The organism is Chryseosolibacter histidinae, from assembly GCF_018598225.1.
Taxonomy (GTDB): Bacteria; Bacteroidota; Bacteroidia; order Cytophagales; family Cyclobacteriaceae; genus Chryseosolibacter; species Chryseosolibacter histidini.
In genome coordinates, this window is sequence record NZ_JAHESF010000011.1 from 78,788 (window position 1) to 98,345 (window position 19,558).

19 protein-coding genes are annotated in these 19,558 nt (G+C 49.3%); 8 read left to right on the plus strand and 11 right to left on the minus strand.

What is annotated here, in order from left to right; all coding sequences use genetic code 11:
- Positions 1–27 precede the first annotated feature (27 nt).
- Positions 28–1,140 carry a glycosyltransferase family 4 protein gene (locus tag KK083_RS12870; RefSeq protein WP_254163649.1) on the plus strand — a complete coding sequence of 371 codons (1,113 nt, stop codon included), beginning with the start codon at positions 28–30 and terminating at the stop codon, positions 1,138–1,140.
- Here KK083_RS12870 and KK083_RS12875 read toward each other — a convergent pair.
- The 5 genes from KK083_RS12875 to sdaAB all read right to left on the minus strand — a co-directional run bounded on the left by KK083_RS12875 (position 1,113) and on the right by sdaAB (position 6,449).
- The gene (locus KK083_RS12875) at positions 1,113–2,267 is read right to left on the minus strand and encodes a glycosyltransferase family 4 protein (protein ID WP_254163650.1); all 1,155 of its coding nucleotides are present in this window, start codon (positions 2,265–2,267) and stop codon (positions 1,113–1,115) included. The genes KK083_RS12870 and KK083_RS12875 overlap by 28 nt on opposite strands.
- A 4-nt stretch (positions 2,268–2,271) precedes the next feature.
- Positions 2,272–2,814, minus strand: a complete 543-nt coding sequence (locus KK083_RS12880) for an inorganic diphosphatase (protein ID WP_254163651.1) — start codon at positions 2,812–2,814, stop codon at positions 2,272–2,274.
- Positions 2,815–2,896: 82 nt separating this feature from the next.
- Positions 2,897–4,291, minus strand: coding sequence for an efflux RND transporter periplasmic adaptor subunit (locus tag KK083_RS12885; protein ID WP_254163652.1), 1,395 nt, complete (start codon positions 4,289–4,291; stop codon positions 2,897–2,899).
- 13 nt (positions 4,292–4,304) lie between these two features.
- Positions 4,305–5,765, minus strand: coding sequence for a TolC family protein (locus KK083_RS12890; protein ID WP_254163653.1), 1,461 nt, complete (start codon positions 5,763–5,765; stop codon positions 4,305–4,307).
- 6 nt (positions 5,766–5,771) lie between these two features.
- Entirely contained in the window at positions 5,772–6,449 is a 678-nt protein-coding gene (gene sdaAB / locus KK083_RS12895; protein WP_254163654.1) for an L-serine ammonia-lyase, iron-sulfur-dependent subunit beta, read from the minus strand.
- A 256-nt stretch (positions 6,450–6,705) separates the two neighbouring features.
- Between sdaAB and KK083_RS12900 the strand changes: the two genes are divergently transcribed.
- Positions 6,706–8,256, plus strand: a complete 1,551-nt coding sequence (locus KK083_RS12900) for a hypothetical protein (RefSeq protein ID WP_254163655.1) — start codon at positions 6,706–6,708, stop codon at positions 8,254–8,256.
- Here KK083_RS12900 and KK083_RS12905 read toward each other — a convergent pair whose 3' ends face one another.
- The 4 genes from KK083_RS12905 to KK083_RS12920 all read right to left on the minus strand — a co-directional run bounded on the left by KK083_RS12905 (position 8,257) and on the right by KK083_RS12920 (position 11,888).
- The gene (locus KK083_RS12905; protein WP_254163656.1) at positions 8,257–8,991 is read right to left on the minus strand and encodes a toxin-antitoxin system YwqK family antitoxin; all 735 of its coding nucleotides are present in this window, start codon (positions 8,989–8,991) and stop codon (positions 8,257–8,259) included.
- 7 nt (positions 8,992–8,998) lie between these two features.
- On the minus strand, positions 8,999–9,793 hold the full coding sequence (gene thyA, locus KK083_RS12910; protein WP_254163657.1) for a thymidylate synthase: 795 nt from the start codon (positions 9,791–9,793) through the stop codon (positions 8,999–9,001).
- Positions 9,794–9,920: 127 nt separating this feature from the next.
- Positions 9,921–10,820, minus strand: a complete 900-nt coding sequence (locus tag KK083_RS12915; RefSeq protein ID WP_254163658.1) for a sulfotransferase — start codon at positions 10,818–10,820, stop codon at positions 9,921–9,923.
- A gap of 189 nt (positions 10,821–11,009) precedes the next feature.
- The gene (locus KK083_RS12920) at positions 11,010–11,888 is read right to left on the minus strand and encodes a hypothetical protein (RefSeq protein WP_254163659.1); all 879 of its coding nucleotides are present in this window, start codon (positions 11,886–11,888) and stop codon (positions 11,010–11,012) included.
- A gap of 104 nt (positions 11,889–11,992) precedes the next feature.
- Here KK083_RS12920 and KK083_RS12925 point away from each other — a divergent pair, with 104 nt between their 5' ends.
- Together KK083_RS12925 and KK083_RS12930 are read left to right on the plus strand one after the other, a co-directional pair.
- On the plus strand, positions 11,993–12,664 hold the full coding sequence (locus tag KK083_RS12925; protein ID WP_254163660.1) for a DUF4159 domain-containing protein: 672 nt from the start codon (positions 11,993–11,995) through the stop codon (positions 12,662–12,664).
- 180 nt (positions 12,665–12,844) lie between these two features.
- The gene (locus KK083_RS12930; RefSeq protein ID WP_254163661.1) at positions 12,845–13,759 is read left to right on the plus strand and encodes a YncE family protein; all 915 of its coding nucleotides are present in this window, start codon (positions 12,845–12,847) and stop codon (positions 13,757–13,759) included.
- Between the two features lie 144 nt (positions 13,760–13,903).
- Here the strand turns inward: KK083_RS12930 and KK083_RS12935 are convergent, their stop codons facing one another.
- A complete protein-coding gene (locus KK083_RS12935) occupies positions 13,904–14,284 on the minus strand; it encodes a DoxX family protein (RefSeq protein WP_254163662.1) in 381 nt (126 codons plus the stop codon).
- Between the two features lie 510 nt (positions 14,285–14,794).
- On the opposite strand from KK083_RS12935, the gene KK083_RS12940 reads away from it, so the two are divergent.
- On the plus strand, positions 14,795–15,241 hold the full coding sequence (locus tag KK083_RS12940) for a tellurite resistance TerB family protein (protein ID WP_254163663.1): 447 nt from the start codon (positions 14,795–14,797) through the stop codon (positions 15,239–15,241).
- Between the two features lie 56 nt (positions 15,242–15,297).
- Here KK083_RS12940 and KK083_RS12945 read toward each other — a convergent pair whose 3' ends face one another.
- Positions 15,298–16,071, minus strand: a complete 774-nt coding sequence (locus tag KK083_RS12945) for an NIPSNAP family protein (RefSeq protein ID WP_254163664.1) — start codon at positions 16,069–16,071, stop codon at positions 15,298–15,300.
- Between the two features lie 173 nt (positions 16,072–16,244).
- On the opposite strand from KK083_RS12945, the gene KK083_RS12950 reads away from it, so the two are divergent.
- From KK083_RS12950 to KK083_RS12960, 3 genes are all read left to right on the plus strand, one after another.
- Entirely contained in the window at positions 16,245–17,753 is a 1,509-nt protein-coding gene (locus tag KK083_RS12950) for an FG-GAP repeat domain-containing protein (RefSeq protein WP_254163665.1), read from the plus strand.
- A gap of 128 nt (positions 17,754–17,881) precedes the next feature.
- On the plus strand, positions 17,882–18,265 hold the full coding sequence (locus KK083_RS12955) for a BlaI/MecI/CopY family transcriptional regulator (protein WP_254163666.1): 384 nt from the start codon (positions 17,882–17,884) through the stop codon (positions 18,263–18,265).
- Positions 18,249–19,541, plus strand: coding sequence for a M56 family metallopeptidase (locus tag KK083_RS12960; RefSeq protein WP_254163667.1), 1,293 nt, complete (start codon positions 18,249–18,251; stop codon positions 19,539–19,541). Before KK083_RS12955 ends, KK083_RS12960 begins: the two co-directional genes overlap by 17 nt.
- Positions 19,542–19,558: the final 17 nt, after the last annotated feature.

Sequence of the window (19,558 nt, forward strand, 5' to 3'; positions counted from 1 at the left end):
ACTTGTTTTTCGGGAAATATAAACTAAATGGAATTAAAATTAAAAGTTCTGCACCTCAGCTCGGAGAAAACGTGGCGTGGAGGTGAGCAACAGATCGCCTACCTCATCGATGAGCTCAACGCCATGGGTATTGAGAACCTGGTGGCTGCCAGAACAGATTCGGCGTTCGAGAAATATTGCACGTCAAAATCCATCAGTGTAAAGGTTTTTCCTTTTAAAAACAGTTTCGACCTCAGCACAGCCCTGGGCATCAAAGACCTCTGCAAAAAAGAAAAGGTCGATATCATTCACATGCACAGCTCGAAGTCGCACGGCATCGGCGTGCTCTCCGCAGTGCTGGGCAACAAGGTGCCGTTGATCCTGAGCCGAAGGGTCGATTTTGTTCCGAAGCAGAATATGCTCACACGCTGGAAGTACAATCACAGCGCCATCAAAAGGATCGTGGGGGTTTCAGACAAGATCACCAGCATCATGAAACACTACGTCAAAGATCCTTCGTTGTGCGTAACCGTGCACAGCGGCGTAGACCTGAACAAATTCAACCATCAGCAACGGACCGAAAATTCCTTACGAAAAGAGTTCGGCATCGATAGCCGCACCCGGCTGATCGGGAACACCTCCGCCCTGGAAGCACACAAGGACTACTTCACATTTATCGAGACCATCAAAAAACTTGCTGACGATGGCGTTCCCCTGCAGGCGTTGATCATCGGAGAAGGTTCCCTCAAGACTCAGCTGCAGGAGTTTGTGAAGGAAAAGGAGCTGACGAACAAAGTGATCTTTACAGGTTTCAGAAAAGATATTACACGCATACTGCCCGACCTCGACGTATTTCTCATGACCAGCAATGAAGAAGGACTGGGCACCTCCGTGCTGGATGCTTTTCTGGCGAAAGTACCCGTTGTGGCTACGGCCGCGGGAGGGATTCCTGAAATGGTGATCCATGAACAAACGGGCATGCTGGCTCCCATTGGCGACTCCAGAGCGCTTGCAGGTCATATCAAAAGGATTTTCAGCGATGATGCGCTGCGCGGGTCCGTTGTGAACGGAGCGAGTCAAAAAGTGGCATCCAGTTTTTCAAAGGAGATGACGGCAAAAAAAACACTGGCCGTTTACAGGGAAGTGCTTGGCACCTTGTAAAGCGATTGGTACACCTGCTTGAGCTCTTCCGCGATCACATCCGGTTCGAATTTGCGGATGAATTCCCGCGACTGCTCAACCATTGCCTTGCTTACCGACGGGTCTGAGAGGATCCTCGCCAGGTGCGCTGCAAGCTCCGGGGCATCATTGGGATCAATATACACCGCCGCCGGTCCCGCTGCCTCACTGAAACACGAGCCTTTCGACGTGATCACAGGAACACCCGATTCAATCGCCTCGATCAGGGGAATACCAAATCCTTCAAAGAACGAAGGGTAAACAAATACCGCCGCGCCCTGGTAAATAGCGGGCAGATCAGCAAACGAGACCTTGTGCAGGAAGATGATCCACGGAGCGAGCTTGTATTTTTTGATCTCCTCCGCTATCAATTTGAAATAGGCAGTTCGCCGGCCTACAACCACCACGGGTATCCGCGCCTGCTCAGGCATGGCAGCCATGGCGCGAATGAGCACGATCAGGTTCTTACGCTCCTCGATCGTTCCTACGTTCAGGATGTACCGGTCCGGCAAACCATATTTGTGCCTGATCGATCTGGATTCTTCAGGCGATGCGCGTTTTTTAAAAACCGGGTGACAACCCTGGTACACTACCCTGATCTTGGAAGCATCTACGTGGAGAAAGTTTTTGATATCCTCGGCAGTTTGTTCGCTGATGGCAATGATCCGGTCTGCCTGCTCGCAGGCCCTGACCACTTTGCTGGTGTAGATCCTGACGTCTATCGCATTATAAAAGCGCGGGTACCGTAAAAAGATCAGGTCGTGAACGGTGACCACTTTCTTAACATGGTCGGGCAAACCGATGGGCAGCTCCTGGCTGAGGCCATGAAAAACGGAAAGCGATTGAATGGTCTTGTGCCCTGTCATACGCCATGAGCGCCAGAGGGCCGAAAGAATGGGCTTGGAATAAAATCCGTGCGGGTGGATGACTTCCACATTCTCGCGGTGAACGATGGGCACCACCTCGGCATGGTCACTCTCCCGGGGCGTATAGAGAAAGTATTTGTGTTGTGGCTGGTATCGGCTTAAGGAGTCAATGACAAACCTGCAGTAGTTTCCCAGTCCTGTATAGTTGGTAAAAAACCGCTTGGCCTCAAAACCGATATTCATAAGATCAAGATAGCTTTTTTCGGTTCTTGTTGTAATACCTGATGCTTTCTTCGATGATGGCGAATGCCTTTTCCTTTGAAAGGAACTCATCTACCACCACTTTCTTATTTTCCAGGGTTTTATAGTTTTCGAAAAAGTGCTTCAGCTCGGCGGTCAGATAATCGGGCAGATCCCTGACGTCATTGATGTGGCTCACGCTCGGATCCTGCTCGGCAACGGCAATGATCTTATCGTCGGCTTCTCCCCTGTCTACCATCTGCATCACGCCGATCACCTTCGAAGGTACGAGGCAAAGCGGTACTACTGACACCTGGGTAAGCACAACAATGTCGAGCGGATCGTGGTCTTCTCCCATGGTCTGGGGAATAAAACCATAGTTCAGCGGATAATACATGGATGCGTAGATCACCCGGTCGAGCTTGATCAGGCCACTCTCCTTATCCACTTCATATTTGGCCCGCGAGCCCCGCGGGATCTCGATAATGCTGTTGACAAACTCCGGCGGATTATTGCCCGTAGAAGTTTCGTGCCACGGATGCTGGACCATAAGGTTGAGTTTAAGAAGCAATTATAATAAAAAACCCTCCGATTTCGCGGAGGGTTCGTATTAATTACCAATTACCTTATGGCTACTTCCCTTCTCCGTTCTTCTTTTCTTCCTTTTTCTCGGCCATGCGGATCTTTTCCCCGTCTTTCAATCGTTTGGAGACCACCAGGAAAGGTCCGGTCACCACTTCCGTACTGTCGCTGATGCCCGAAAGGATCTCGATATTGTCGTAATCGCTGATACCGGTTTTCACTTCGACCATCTTCGCTGTACCCTTCTCATTGATGAATATTACGATCTTGTCGTCAGCTTTTTTAGCCGGTTTCTGGGCTGTATTCTGGTTATTGTTGTTGTTCCCGTTCTGCGGTCCTCCCTTGTTCTCTTCTTTCGAACCATCCTTGTCATCGGGGTTACGCGTGGTCACGGCTGCCAGCGGTACTGACAACACATTCTCTTTGCGGGTGGTGATGATGTCAACACTGGCGGTCATGCCGGGTCTGAAGGGAAACTTGTTGCCCTCCTTCACCAGGTCCTGGTATGAAGAAGCAAGGATGAGGATCCGCACTTCAAACTCAGTGATGGCATCGGCCGACGTTTTGTCTTTTGCCGTATTGGCGATCAGGGTAACAATACCTTTGAACTCTTTGTTGATGTTGGAGTAAGAGTCCACGTCGATAATCGCGGTATCGCCTACAGAAACCCGTACGATGTCATTCTCATTCACGTTGACACGAACTTCCATCTTGTTGAGGTCTGCGATCCTCAGCATTTCGGTACCGGCCATGGTAGCCGTTCCTACAACGCGCTCGCCGTTTCTTACAATAAGTTTGGACACCACACCGTGCATGGGCGCATCTACCGAGGTCTTGCGGAAATTCTCACGTGCTTCGCGCAACGATGCTTCCGTGCTGCGGATCACGAACTTGGCTGCTTCCACAGCCTGTTCTGCCGAGGTAACATCGCTCTGGGCTACGGCGAAGTTTTGTTTGGCCAGCTGCCAGTCTGCTTCTGAAATTACTTTTTCGTTCCAGAGCTTCTCCTGGCGTTTGTATTCCTGTTCGGCCCTGATAAAGGTGGCTTTTGCGCGTTGCAGGTTGGCTTCAGACTGCTCGAGGTTGGCGTGCTGCTGGCTGAGGCCGGCTTGCGCGCGTTCGAGCTGACTTTGCCAGGTATCGGGGCGGATCCTTACCAGGGGCTGACCTTTTCTCACGGAATCGCCTTCTTCGATAAGCAGGCCGATGATCTCACCAGAAACTTCCGGGGCGATCTTAACCTCTGTAACGGGCTGCACCGTTCCTGAAGCACTTACTTTTTCGATGATGGTAGCGCGTTTGGCTTTCGCCAGCTCAACTTCCATCTCCTTGGGCTTTCCTATCCAGCCGGCGGACTTTCCTACCACGATAAAAATTAAAAGAACTGCTACAGCTCCGATGAGCCAGTAAATAAGCTTGTTGTCTTTGCGTTTTTGCTTTGCCATTGGGGTACGTGTATTAAAATCCGAGAGGTTTGCCTTGATAAAAATCCAAAAGTTTTTTCCTGAAAATAAAGTTGTATTTGGCACGCGCGAGGTCGCTCCTTCCCTGGAAAAGATCGTTCTCCGCTACCCTGTACTCTACATAATTAGCTGCGCCGATATCGAACCGTTGTTTGGTGATGCGATAAGCCTCTTCCCTTGCCTGCACCTGCCGCAGTGACGAATTGTAGCTCTTGGAAGCCGCCACAGCATCGGTAAAGGCCGTCTCTACGTTCTGACGCAAAGTTTGATGCACTTGTTTGGCCGATATCTCAGCAACACGTTCGGCGATCACAGCGCGCCTGACACCAGCCCTGGCCTGCAGGCCATTGAAGATCGGAATGGTCAAAGTCAGGCCCACAGACCTGAAGATGTTATCCGAAAGCTGGTCGCGATATCCATAGCCATCGCTCATGCTCCCCGTCGGTATCACATTATTCCTGTACACGGGCATGGGGGTACCGTTAGAATCCCAGTATCCGATCTGAACAACCTGAATCTCGCTGCCACCATCAGGAATGAGGCGTGCAATATCGTTGGCGCTGGAGTAGTTACTGTTGATGGAACCGCTGAGGCTCAATCGTGGATACAGGTTACCCCTGGCCGCTTTTGCGGCGTAATATGAGCTGCGCACTTTCAACTCAGCACTTCTGATCTCGGGCATTGTTTGCTTCGCGATCTCGAAGATCTGCTGGCTGGACTGATCTATCACCAGGTCTTCTACACTTACGTCGGGTACTTCAACATCCATAGCGGTAGATGCCGGAAGTTGCAATGCCTGCTTCAGCCGCAGCAGCGAAAAGTTCAGGGAGTTTTCGTTGTTGATCACGTTCAGCTCGTTGGTGGCTACCTGGGCATCGAGGTTCAGCTCGTTTGATAAAGGTAATGCGCCGGCGGCCACCTGTTTTTTAGTACGCTCAAGCTGTTCCTGGCTCGAGCTCAGCTGTGACTTGGCGTTCTCCAGTAGCTCCTTGTTGAAGATCACGTTGATGTACAGGTTGATCACGTTCAGGGCTACATCGTTTTTTGTTTTGAGCAGGTCCTGTTCCGAAGCCTCGTGGTCGCGGGCATTTTGCCTGATGGTATTCTGGATCCGAAGCCCGTTAAAGAGAGTAACGGAGCTGTTGGCATTGGGGCTCAGCGATCTGATCTCCTGGGTGGTAAATTCGTTGGTTACAGGGTTGATGGAACGACCCCAGTTGTAGCCCGTTGAAATGGAACCGTTCAGGCTGGGGAACATGGCCATCTTGGATTGGAGATGGTTGATCTCGGCGCTTTCCACGTTATACTGGCTCCGCTGCACATCCAGGTTGTTGGCCAGCGCATAATCCACACATTCCTTCAGGGTCCAGACCTTCACGGCCGTTCCTTCACTGGTCTGCGCAAAAGCGTTGGTTGCCAGAAAACACACAAGAAAAAAGAGTAAAACTTTGTTCATAACACTTTATCGGTCAATATCAGGTATATAAATGATCTCTTTTACCCAGCTAAGACTCCTCAGGTACTCTAATGTTACAGTCTTGATGCCGGAATCCATCTCAATAACAAGGCAGGCCACATCATTTTTTCCTTTCCGGGATACAGACATGGTGGCAATGTTACAATCGTCATGGGCCAGCACGTCGGCGATGAAGGCGATGCTGCCCTTTACATCCCCTGCCGTGATGATCAGCGTATGGAGGTTTGCCGTGAAGTCGGCCTTAAAACCGTTCACCTCCGCGATGTTGATCACTCCTCCCCCTTTGCTTTCGCCCAGCACCTCGATCTCCTTATTCCCTTTCTTCAGGGTAAGGCGGATGGTGTTGGGATGGAGTGCAGAAGCGTTGCCGATGGATTTAAACTTGTAGACCAGGTTTTCCCGGGCGGCAATGTCTAACGCATCTTTGATACGTTTGTCGTCTGTTTTAAAGTCGAGAAGCCCGGCGATGATCGCCCGGTCGCTGCCATGCCCTTCATAGGTACGGGCAAAGGAATTGTAGAACACGATCTCGGCCTCATCGGGCCGGTCTCCCAGCAATTTCAGCGCAGTGCGGGCTATACGCACAACGCCAGCCGTGTGAGAACTGGAAGGTCCTATCATTATAGGCCCTATCATGTCAAAAACACTGCTTTTTTCTGCCATTTGGTTTTCAATACGCAATCTGTCGGTAAAAAGATGTAATAGTTACAGAAATTACAACAGTCTGTCAAAAATAGGTTGCATCCGTTCATCGGCATTTTACATCCGCCAGGCAACGCACGCGGCGCCGGCCAAAGAATCCGTTAATATTTTGAAAACCAAACGTTTAATAAGCGTTTAACCACGCAACCCCACAACGTATCCAATAAATAGAGGCAAAACGATTAGCTTTGTATCCTGGCCCTATCTACTGCATTGTATGAGAATCGTTATGCTCCTGCTCACCGGTCTGTGGCTTGCCCTGGCCGCCAGCGCACAGGAAAATCCCGTCACTTATTCAGACATCAGCCACTCCTCAGCCTTTGAGAAAAAGGTGCTCGACGATCATTTCCTCCACCAGAAATCGGATCTGTTCCTGCTCTTCATGGCCAACGGAAACCTGCTGAAGGACACCGATATCGACGGCGCCCGTGCCCGGTTCTATACGCACCTCGACAAGATCGGCACGGAAAAAGCCAAAAAGAACGACAAGAAGATCAAGCTCATCTATGACGACGTTCACAAGGCGTTTCTCAATAAGTATGAGATGAAAAACCATTTTGAGGATATCTTTTACAATGGCTACTACAATTGCGTCTCAGCTTCCGCGCTTTACGGACTGGCATTCCAGCATTTCAATATTCCGTTCACCATCAAGGAAGAGCCAACCCACGTTTACCTGATCGCCTTTCCGGATGCCGAACGCATCATGGTTGAGACCACTACCCCGGTCAATGCTTTCAGGACCATCGATCCGCAATTCAAGCAGAATTATGTAAAGGTGCTCAGGGAGCAGAAGGTGATCAGCGCTCAGGAGTTTGCCGGCGCCAGCACCGATATGCTGTTCGACAAATTCTACTTCGGCGAACAGGAGAACATCACGCTCTCACAGCTCGTTGGCCTGCAGTATTTCAACGATGCACTGTACCATGCCGAACAAGAGAAATTCCAGGAGGCTGCCAGTCAGGTAGAAAAAGCATACCTCTTTTACCCTTCAAAGCGCATGGCCTACACGCTGATGAGCCTGATGCACCAGGCCTTCAAGAACAGGGCTGACAAAGATTCTGTGCATGCCTCATACCTGGCCAAGCTTTCGCGTTTTAAAAAATATGGTATCACACCTGAAATGATCCAGGGTGAGTTCATCCGTGTGGTCGATGAGCTACTGCTCAACAAGGGCGAGACCGAAAAGATGAAGGCCTACTACACGCAGCTGCATAAGAACCTGCAGGACGAAACACTGCGCGATGAGATCAGCTTCATCTATCACTATGAGAATGGACGTGTGCTGTATAACCAGGCACGATTCAGGGAAAGTATCCCGTTCATTCAACAGTGCCTCACCATCAAACCCAAACACCAGGAAACCAACGGCATATTCATCAGCGCCATTACACAATCGCTCAGGAACCTGTCAAACTCCGAAGTGCTGAAGACCCTGGAACAATATACCGTGCAACATCCTCCGCTGCTGCAAAACAATATCTTCAACGAGATGCTGGGCAACGTATACGTGAGAGAGATGCAGATCTTGTTTGAATCGGGCAAGCCTGCGGAGGGTGAAAAGTATAGAAATGTATTCGAAGAATTTTTCAAGGCGCACAATGAGGCCCGCTACGACGTTTACCTGATAGGCCGCGCTTACTCTGCCGCCGCAGTATACTACTTCAAGAAAGGGCAATCTTCCAAGGCAAAGGTCATTATCAACAAAGGCCTGGAGCTTTCGCCCGACAACTATGAGCTGGAAAGCCGCAAAAGGATGATCAATTAACTATCGGTTCTCGATCGCGAGGTTGTAGGTCAGCTGTGTGATGTAATAATTGCTGAGATCGGTCTTGATCTTGGCGATGATGTTGATCTTTTCCATCGCAAAACCACCCCGTGGAAGCGTGTAGTAAATATACCCGGTCCCCTCTTTGGTATGGATCGGCTGACACTCTTTTCCAACATATTTGCCATTGGTAAGCCTTCCCCTGAAGAATTCTACGACCTTGCTCCCATCAGACAAAGAAATTTTTAAGGTGTACAGATCTTCTTCGAAAAGTTTATCGTCGGCCCGTACCACAATGTTCGGATAATTATTGACAGGATTGCCACTCAGGTAATACTCCTTCAATCCCACACAGGGATGATCATAGTGGTAAGGTGCTTCATAGGCAGGTGTTCCGTCCTTTCTGTATTTTTTTACAATGCCGTGAACCCGGCCACTGTCATAAGAGGTCTCCGTGGAGAGCTGGCCGTTCTCATGATATTTCTTAGACGGCCCGTGCAGCACACCTTTCACGTATTCCGACTGCTCCAGCAGTTTACCGTTCTTGAAATATCTTTTGAAAGTACCATGGGGAATGCTGTCTTTGTAATTCACCTCAAGGTAGAGGCTGCCGTCAGGAAAGTAATACTTGTGCAGGCCATTCAGTTTACCCGTAGGCTTTTCATCAGCCTTTTTTGGCATACACGAAACAATCAGCACGATACCAACGATGAACAGTGGCAGGGTCTTTCTCATGACAATCTCAAACGGCTATCGGTGCTTTGATAGAAGGATGCGCCTGGTAATTACGGATCTCAAAATCTTCGAACTGGTAATCAAAAATAGAAGCAGGTTTTCTTCTTAGGTGCAGCGCAGGCAGCGGATAAGGCTCGCGCGTAAGCTGGAGGTTGACCTGTTCGATGTGGTTGCTGTAAATATGGACATCGCCACCGGTCCATACAAAATCACCAACCCCGAGGTTGCATTGCTGGGCGATCATGTGGACCAATAGCGCATACGAGGCAATGTTGAAAGGCAGCCCCAGGAATGTATCGCATGAGCGCTGATAGAGCTGACATGAAAGTTTACCATCGGCCACATAGAACTGGAATAGCGCATGGCACGGAGGCAGCGCCATCTGATCTACGTCCGCGGGATTCCATGCCGTGACGATATGGCGACGGGAGTCAGGTTTAGATCTGAGCTGATCCATCAACTTGGTGATCTGGTCTATCTTCGCACCATTGCGCCCTGGCCAGCTTCGCCACTGGTATCCATATACAGGACCGAGGTCACCGTTCTCATCCGCCCACTCATCCCAGATAGAAACCCCGTGATCTTTCAGGTATTTGATATTGGTATCGCCGTTGAGGAACCACAACAGTTCATAGATGATGGATTTCAGGTGAAGCTTTTTGGTTGTCACCAGCGGAAATCCCTGGGCAAGATCGAACCTCATCTGGTACCCGAAAACGGAAAGTGTACCCACACCCGTGCGGTCTTCTTTCCGGTGGCCGTTTGCCAGGATGTGTTTCAGGAGCTGATGGTACTGTTCCATTATTTCTAAGATATGCGACCGCTAAAGTAATTAAATGTAATAACACAAAACCGGGTCGTTCTGTTTATTTTAAAACCGGATTTCCACGCTTCTTACAATAAGTTTTTGATCCTGAGCACGAAGCCACTCACAACCGAAGGTGATAATTAAAATAGGAAAGTATATCTTCGTTTTGCCTGAAAACCCTGTTGAGCTCCGCTACCTGCGTTTTGTCCAGGTTGGCCACCTTCTCACTGTTCATGTTCCCGATAGGCATCGGTGCGTTTTTAAAGTTGTGGGCTTTGAAGATGCGGTGTATATCAAGGTCTTGCAGCGCTGGCATGAAGGCAATTAATTTTTCCCGGATGGTCTCAGGGGCATCGGTCAGCGCTTCGTAGCTGAAAAAGATAAAGCGCTGAAGCTTTTCAATATTCTGCTTCTGAAACCGTAAGCAGCGAACGGTAAATGCGGCCGCTTCCGCTGCATTCTGTCCGCGTCGGATCATGCTTTCGCATACGGCATACGGATCTCGTACCATGATGATAAAGCTTGCGGGCACGAAGTGATGCGTGAGCTCCGTGGCCCTGACGATGTTCGGCGGACTTTTTTCCAGCAGCACGGGTTTGGTAACATCCCAGTACTTCAGCCATTGCCGGCGGATAAAGGGCCAGTCGTACGGTGTTTCAGGATCGTATTTATTTTTCGATTCCCACAGAAGCTTCCGCACACCCGGCAATTGTTGTCCTTCACGGGTACCCAGGGCGTTGTTGGTGCTGACATGGGAAGATGTAGACAGAAGCTCGTTCAACAGCGTCGAGCCTGAGAACGGAGGAGCCAGAATGAACAGGTAGTGATTGTCGGCTTTTTTTTGAAAGATCTTTTTTAACCTGTTGCCAAAAATTACCTGCTGATAATACAAGAATTCGTAACACCGATAAAGCTTTTGCCTGAGATCGAAGGTCATAGCCGCGTTAAGATCGGGTTTTACTTTCTTAAAAACCAGAACTGGTTGCCAGTTGCCGGTTACCGGTTGCCAGTTGGGAGCCATGTTAATGTTCACCGTTGTGCTTCAATTCCAGAGAGAAAAAAAACTTTACGAATTCCATCCCCCTCTATCGGAGCACGAACTTGAAGGTGTACACCTCACGAAACCGGCAACTGGCAACTGGCAACAAAAAAGGTCCGCATTAACGGACCTCTTTGAATCGGGATAAGTCTATTTAGTTTACCTGCAGATTTAGTTTACCTGCAGATTTCTGGTAACGCCGTTAACCGTGATGGTAACAGATTTATCGCAGGTTCCGTCGCCGTAGTTGATCGTGATCTCTTTGTCGCCGTCGATCACATATTTCTTGATGCCGGTCACGGCCATGCCACAGGCGCGTTTGAACTCAAGGGCAGCGAGCAGTGACACAGCATAAGTTCTTCCGCCTCTTGTAGTTCCGCTTGCTGTGCTGCTTTGCTCGATCAACAGCTTATCATTGACAGGACTTGTGGCCCTCACCCACTGTGTGGTGATGTCTGACGTACGGGTGGCTGTGGTTCCATCCACGAAAGTAGCCTTGCCGTTCTGCAGCTTGATGTTGAACCTTGGGGCATCGGCAGTGCTGCCTGAAACGTTGGTTAGCGTACGGGTTCCTTCAAGCTTCACGCTGTTGATGGTGTAGTTCTCGGAGGTTGTTACCACGGTTGAGCCAGGAATGAATCTCCTGCCGTTGTAGGTGAAGATCAGCTTGCCGGTTCTCACATTGCCACGAACATCTGTACATCCTGTGGTACCGAAATCCACGGTGATCTTTCCTTTGGGCACTTCCTGCGTGGATGCCGCATCGGGCTCGATGGAGATCACGATGCCGCTGCAGTTGAACCGGTCGTCCTGAACAGTGATGGAACGTGCGCCGCTGGCCACCCTTCCGCCCGCTGTTGCCGCGTCTGCCTGAACCGCTACACCGGCCATATCATCCATATCCTGGAAGTATGAGTCCGTGAGCGCTTCTTCGGTAATATCCTGTGTATCCTTGAGGGTTATTCTCTCCTCATCGTTACACGAAGACACCACCGCAATGGCCGCGATCATGAGAATCGTTGTGCTTTTCAGAAACCTGTTAGTTTTCATAGTTAGTTTTGTTTCTTTTAATGCTGCTTAGATGGACCTTTATTGGCAAGGTTTAAGCCATAAAAGCAAAAAATTTTACATTTTTAAGTCTTGAAAACTGAGTTATGGTAACCCGATATGTGAGATTTCTGCTCGTTTTACTGATTTTCGCGGCCTCCACCCTGGTTTACGGACAGGGACAGGTAAAAATTGCGAAGCTTAAATACAATGGCGGTGGCGATTGGTATGCGAATAAAACGGCGCTCCCGAACCTGATCAAATTCTGCAATGCGGAGCTGGGCATGAACCTGGCACCGGAAGAAGACATCGTTGAGGTGCAGAGCAATGACATTTTTCTCTATCCCTATATTTATATGACGGGACATGGCAATGTTGTTTTTTCAGACAGCGAAGCCGCCAACCTGAGAAAGTACCTGATGGCCGGAGGTTTTCTGCACATTGATGATAACTATGGTCTCGACAAATTTATCCGCATAGAGCTGAAGAAAGTTTTTCCCGAGCTCGAGCTGATAGAGCTACCGTTCGAGCATCCGGTCTATCATCAGAAATTCAACTTCACACGCGGGCTGCCCAAAATCCATGAGCACGACGGCAAGCCACCACAAGGCTTCGGACTGATCTACGAAGGCCGCCTTGTTGTTTTTTATTCTTACGAGACCGACCTCGGCAACGGGTGGGAAGATCAGCGCATTCACAACGACCCCGAAGAAAAACGGCAGCAGGCGCTGAGGATGGGTGCCAATATTCTTTCGTATTGTTTTACGAATTCGTTTTAGTCGCCACGCTCCTGTTTTAATCTTCATTCCACTCACGCCGTTTCCCGCATCGGGATGAAGCGTGTTTGCCGCAATTCCATTTGAAAAACTCATGTTCACACCGCTGACAGCAGTTGTCAACGGCGTTCCCGTATTTGCCCGCATAACAAAAATTATTATTCACATTAAACAATGAGTTTTATGAAAAAACACCTCTTATGGGCGGTATCCATAGCGTTGGTTGCGCTGGGATGCCAGGAAAAAGAAACCATTCGCCCCATCAACAAGCAGAAATCGGATCGGCAGTTCCCTGTCTCCGAAGGTTTTACCGAAAAACTTTCTGACGAGCAACGTCAGCGAAGCACAGCGCGTATAGCCACTACGTATGTTCCCGAGGAGCTGTACATCAACAATGGTTATGAAGCGAAAGCGATCGACTACAACACCGGTACGGGATATACCTATTATCACGACAATTCTCCTTTCGTTGCCATGGCCTCAACCAATGGTTACATTTTTGGTGTTGCTTATGGCGAGCTGTGGCGAAGTGATCCTACAACGAATGCTTCCTATACGCCATTTGGCCCCTATGGAACAGGCTGGGCAGGCACTGAAGCAATGACTGCTTTGAGTGGTTATGTTTATGCCATTCAGGCTGGCACATTATGGCGGGTGAATGCCGGCAATGGCGATGTGATTGCCTTTGGTGACTACTCCGACGGATGGGCAGGCACCGAAGCAATGACTGCCATTGGCTCTTACATCTATGCTGTGCAAGGTGGTACCCTTTGGAGGGTTCATACTTCTTCGGGAGCAGTATCCACCTACAGTCAATATCCTGACGGATGGGCAGGAACGGTTGCCATGGCTGCCACAGGAAGCTACGTTTATGCCGTGCAGGGCGGCGTTTTGTGGAGAGTTCACACAAGCACCGGCGTCGTAAGCACACTGGGCGCTGGATCATGGCCCAATACAGTAGCCATGACTGCTAAAGATGGTTATGTATTTATTGTGGATAGCGGATTGTTGTGGAAAGTAAATACTTCAACAGGTGCGATCTCACAACTCGGCACATTGTCGTGGCCATACACCATGTCAATGACAGCGCGGATGTAAAGTAGCAGTGTAGTTTGTTACAACTGCGTTGAAAAAGTCTGCCCAAAGCTTCCCGGTAAATTGTTTTTGAATGCGCTGTGAAAGCAATAAGGCAGCCTCTTTTGGGCTGCCTTATTCGCTATTCGTTGGCCGTTCTTGTGTCGGTCAGGCCCTTACCATCGGCAGATATTTTTCCCTGTTTTCCACGATCACCCATACCAGGATGGCGAGCAGAATAAGGGCCATCGGCAAACCTTCGGGTGCAACGGTAAAATGTGTGAGCACAATACCTACCATGATCGGAAGGATCATGATCGCTCCCAGCGCCCTGGTTCTTTTAAAGATGATCAGCACACCACCAACCACTTCAATGAAGCCGATGAGGGGCATCAGCCACGAGATCGAGGTCATGGCAATAAACATCTTCATCGTTGCTTCCGGCATGTCTTGCGGAACGGGCATGTAATTGAAGAATTTGTTCAGTCCTGCGTTAATGAACATAAGGCCAAAAAGCAGGCATAAGACGAAAAGGATTTTGTTTTTCATAGTCGGTTTTTCTTGATGTTGATGATACAAATATACAGCAGTTCAACGGCCCGGAAATGGTCAAATCCGACATTGTAAGGGGGCATTCACGACCAGATTGAGCGTTACAGCTCCAGCCCTGCACCCAGGCGGTCAACGCATGGTCTGGCCACAAATACCTAGTTGGAGGTGTGCCGCGAAACTTCACGCCCAGTGCGAGAGCGAGCAAAGACCATGAAAACAAAGTCCTTCTCCATCCCCTATTCCAAAACAGAGTCAAGGTAACTGAGATCTGTTGCGGCATCAAAACCAAGACGACGGTGGTGACCAATAGCATGAAACGTGCGCCTGGTCATTCTTATTTATAAACCGGGTTTATCAAAAGCCCGGTTTTTTTTCGTGAATGCCAGTCTCGGTGTTTTTAAATTTTTTGATTTGAAATTCGCCCTGGTCTCTTTTTTCCCTTTATTTTAGCCTGAATAGTTAAGGACCCTTAAATAAGGGAGCAAGGCGCATTTTATACCGTTCCGCATGAATTTTAAAGACATCATCAGCCTCTTTAAACAGGGCAAGGCTACTGCCAACAGTCACCTGAAAAACCTGCTCGAGATCGCCGCAGCCGACGGAGGACTGGCTGACGAAGAAAGGCGGTTCCTCGAGTACATCGCTCAAAGAAAAAATATTTCACTGCAAGAGTTGAAAGACCTCCAGGCCGATTCGTCTGCGGTACCTTTTGAAGTTCCTAAAAGCGAACGTGAAAAGTTCTCACAACTTTACGATCTCGTTCACATGATGTCAGTTGACAAGAATATTCACAGCGAAGAATTAAGGTTGTGCGAGCTGTTCGCCATCAAGTTCGGATACCGCAAGGAGGCTGTGCACGAGCTGATCGACGCCATCAGGCAGAGCATTGAAAACTGGGTCGGTCCTGATGAAACCCTGAAAGCGGTCTCACAAAAGATCAAACTTTACAATTAAGCAGCAGGGATGACATCTTTCAAAAAAATGTCATCCCTCTAAATCCCGCTAACGCATTAAATATCAGAGTAGCCTGTGGGCCTGAAGAAGAGTGTAACGTTCTTCGATACGTTGTTCTTGTATTCAGGCATCGACGACAACTGCTTCCACTGCGGATCCTGCCTGAATGCTTCCCAATGCGCATCGCGTGAAGCCTTGTTCTCAAAAGTGGTCATGTACATCAGGTTCGGCATCGTGCTGCCGGCCAGTACTTCAGCGTAGAACACGGCGTTGAAGCCCAGTCGTTTGAATAACCCTACCTCGTCGCCTTCATTGAACATCTGCACTTTATTGCGCCAGATCTTTTCGGTGTGGCCTTCGTAGCTTCTCAGCTCGTACACACGTTCGCTCACCGGCGTTTTGTGGTTGGGTACTGCCGATTCGGGCATGCCTGTAAAGGCTTTAAGAACGGCGGTTTCAATCCGTGCATAAGGAGGGTTGTCATAAGTGGCATCGATGTAGTCTTTGCCATCGGCCAGGTACTGTTTGTCTTTGGCCAGCTTCTCCGGAAGTTTGTCGAAGTCATCCAGCGAACGAAAGGGGATCAGTACGATCAGCTTTTTTCCATAAGTGGTATCAGTTTCTACTGGCTTGAACACACCTATCTTTTTAAAACCCAGGCGATGCAAGGCCGGGAGCAACGCTTTCTCGAGATAAGCTTCAACCCGCTCCTGCTGGGCTGTGCTCTTGAAACGATAAGTTCGAAGCTCATAATACTCACGCGGAGGCGCCGCCAACGACACATAAGAAACCAGCGAGAGAAAAAGGATAATAACGGTAGACTTTTTCATTGATTGGAATTTTAACAATGATACATTTTTCCAGAATAAAATTGAAACAGTTTTCCAGTACAGTCAAATGCAAGGTTCACGCAAAGGACCAAAGAGGAGCGCAAAGGGCCGCAAAGAAAGTTTTTATTACATTGACACCACAATGCCTTATTCCGATGCCTTTGTACCCCGATATGCGTTCAGTACTCCTGTCAATGTTTACGCTGCTGTTGAACCTGGGATTATTGTGTTCATGCGAGCAGAAAAGCCCCGAGCATCTTGCCAAACAATACTGCGGCAGCTGCCATACTTATCCCGAGCCGGCGCTGCTGGATAAAAGAACATGGGAAAAAGGTGTGCTGCCCCAGATGGCGTTCCGCATGGGCGTTGACTATTCATTGCTGAAAGACGTGAGCCAGCAGGATATGCCCGAAGTGATGAAAGCATTGCCCGACAAAGCCATGGTAACGCAGGAAGAGTGGATCGCCATCCGTGATTTTTATTTGCAGCATGCGCCTGATTCGCTCACACAACCTGCGCACGAAGTACTGCCCGAACAGAAGCAGTTTACGGCTTCAGCGGTGCGGTTGTCCGGTAACCCTCTCCCCTTGCTCACCCTTGTTCAATACGATTCCTCCACGCACAGGATCTTTGCCGGCACAAGACTCTCGAAGCTGTACCGGCTGAGCGCTGACTTTACAGTGGAAGATTCATTTCAGCTTCAAAGTCCTCCCTCCCACATTTTGTTCGGAAAAAATAACGAGCTCATCATATCGTGCATGGGCATCATGGACCCGAATGATCAGCCCGCAGGAAAGATCATCCGGTTGAATACTGCCAAGTACGAACAGGCCGTCCTCATCGACTCTATCAAAAGACCCGTTCACCTGCGGCAGGCAGACCTTAATAATGACGGTCTTGATGACCTTGTGGTAGCCGCATTTGGAAATTACACCGGAGCGCTGCTGGCTTATGAAAGATCGGCCGATGGATACAAACGTCACACCGTTCACATGTTGCCCGGCACACGCAAAACAATTGTCGATGATTTTAACAATGACGGACTGAACGATATCCTCGCGCTGATCACCCAGGGAGACGAGCAGATCACACTCTTTATTAATGAAGGAGATTTCAGGTTCAGTCCCCAGGTGCTGCTGCGCTTCCCTCCCGTTTATGGATCGAGCTATGTCGAGCGCTGCGATTTTAACGGCGATGGAAAATTCGATATCCTTTATTCCAATGGCGACAATGCCGACTATTCCTCCATCTTCAAACCTTATCATGGCGTACGCCTCTTTTTAAATGATGGCAACAACCATTTCAAAGAAAGCTGGTTTCATGCGATGCCCGGTGCTTCACAGGCTGTGGCGCGGGACTTTGACCAGGATGGTGACGTTGATGTGGCGGCCATTGCTTTCTTTCCCGATCTCAAAGATCACCCCGAGCAGGGCTTCTTCTATTTTGAGAATAACAACGGTAAGCTCTTGCCACAGATCACTTCTTTGGCGAGTGCAGGCCGCTGGTTAACCCTGGAAGCAACCGATTATGACCGCGATGGCGATGAAGATCTTCTGCTGGGCGCCCTCGATTTTGCTGCAGGAGTGCCCGACTCCTTATTACAACGCTGGCAAACAGCGCGGACCTCTATCCTGGTGCTTAGAAATACATCTCCCGCAGATCACTCTGACCTACACAAATAATTTCTGCGTCAATCTGCGGAATCAGCGGGAAACCTGACGTGCCTGTAAACTCTCACTGAAAATTCTTTTAACACGTCCCTTGCTTCCTTATAACTAATTTTTTAGTTTTATACCTAAATACATAGGTAATGAAAGATCTTAAGGAACTCACCCGGGCCGAAGACCAGGTGATGCAGATATTATGGCTGCTGGAAAAGGGCTTTGTAAAAGACATCATTGAAAAGATGCCCGAGCCCAAGCCTGCCTATAACACCGTATCCACCATTGTGCGCATACTGGAAACGAAGGGGTTTGTGGGCCACAAGGCGTATGGCAAAACGCACGAGTACTTTCCGCTGATCAGCAAGGAGAAATACACGAGGTTCTACCTCAACAACCTGATCAAGGGATATTTCAACGGCTCGTTCCAAAACCTCGTATCGTTCTTTGCAAAAGAGAACAAGCTCAATGCGATTGACATAGAAAAACTTCTGGAAGAACTTAAAAACAAAGATCATGAGGGAGATCATTAATTACATGATGGAAGCCAACCTGGCGCTGCTGCTGTTCCTGGCTTTTTATAAATTGTTGCTGTCACGCGAAACTAATTTCAGGTTCCAGCGGGCCTTTATGCTGGGCGCCCTGGTGATCTCGGTGATCGCACCCTTTCTTCACTTTAGCTATAGCCCCTTCGTTAACAGCGCGGCGGGCAGTGCAGCACCGGTACAGCTTCTGCCTTCGGTTGTGGTAGAGCGTATTGCCAGCGAAAGCACGCGCCGCGAGTGGTACGATGTGTGGAACATCACCGGCATTGTTTACGTGATGGTTGTTCTCTTTCTGCTGGCCTTGCTGGTGAGGCGAATGACCGCACTGCTGATCAGGATGCGTTACGAAAAGCATTACCGGCACGGCAGGTACAGGATCATCGAGTCGGCAGAGAACAAACCTGCGTTCTCGTTCTTCCACTTCATCTACATCGGCAACGCGCAGAAGCTCACGGCTTCCGAAAAGCAAAAGATCATTTTGCACGAAAGCGCGCACGCTTCACAGTTTCATTCGCTTGACAATCTGTTGTTGCAGATCACCGGTATCTTCTTCTGGTTCAATCCCTTTGTCAATAGTTATAAAAAGATCTTCGTTCAACTTCATGAATTCGAAGCAGACGCGCGCACTGCAACGGGTGATGAGGTGAACGCGTATTGCAGCCTGCTGGCGAAGGTTGCACTGCGATCGGTTGAGTTTCCTTTCGCCAATCACTTTAATCAATCTTTAACATTAAAACGTATCGAAATGATGAGAACGATAAAAAAGCGCACAAGCTCGTGGAAGTTTGTCGCTGCAGCCGCCGTTGTTGCAGGTTGTTTTGTATTCATTGCCTGCCAGGACCAGGTTAACAACCGCCCGATGCCGGCTTCGACAGAGGCGCAGGATTCTCCATTGCCCGAAGGAGGTATGGAAAATTTTTACACTTACCTGAAGCGTAACCTGCGCTATCCGAAGGATGCCCGTGAAAAATCCATCCAGGGCAAGGTGCTCGTAGAATTCCTCGTAAAAGAAGATGGCTCGGTGTCTGAGGTCAAGGCCCTCGCGAGCCCTGACCCGGTGCTGGCGGAAGAAGCCAAACGCCTGGTGGTGGAAGGACCTAAGTGGGTTCCTGGAAAACAGGAAGGCTCCATCGTTGAGCAGCGCATGGTGCTGCCCATCGTGTTCAAGCTCGAGGGCGTTGTGAACACCTCAGCAGAAGCACTCACACCCGATGGCGCACTCCAGGAAGTGGTAGCCGTCGGTTATGCACCTAAGAATAAATAAAGCATGTGGAACTTGGT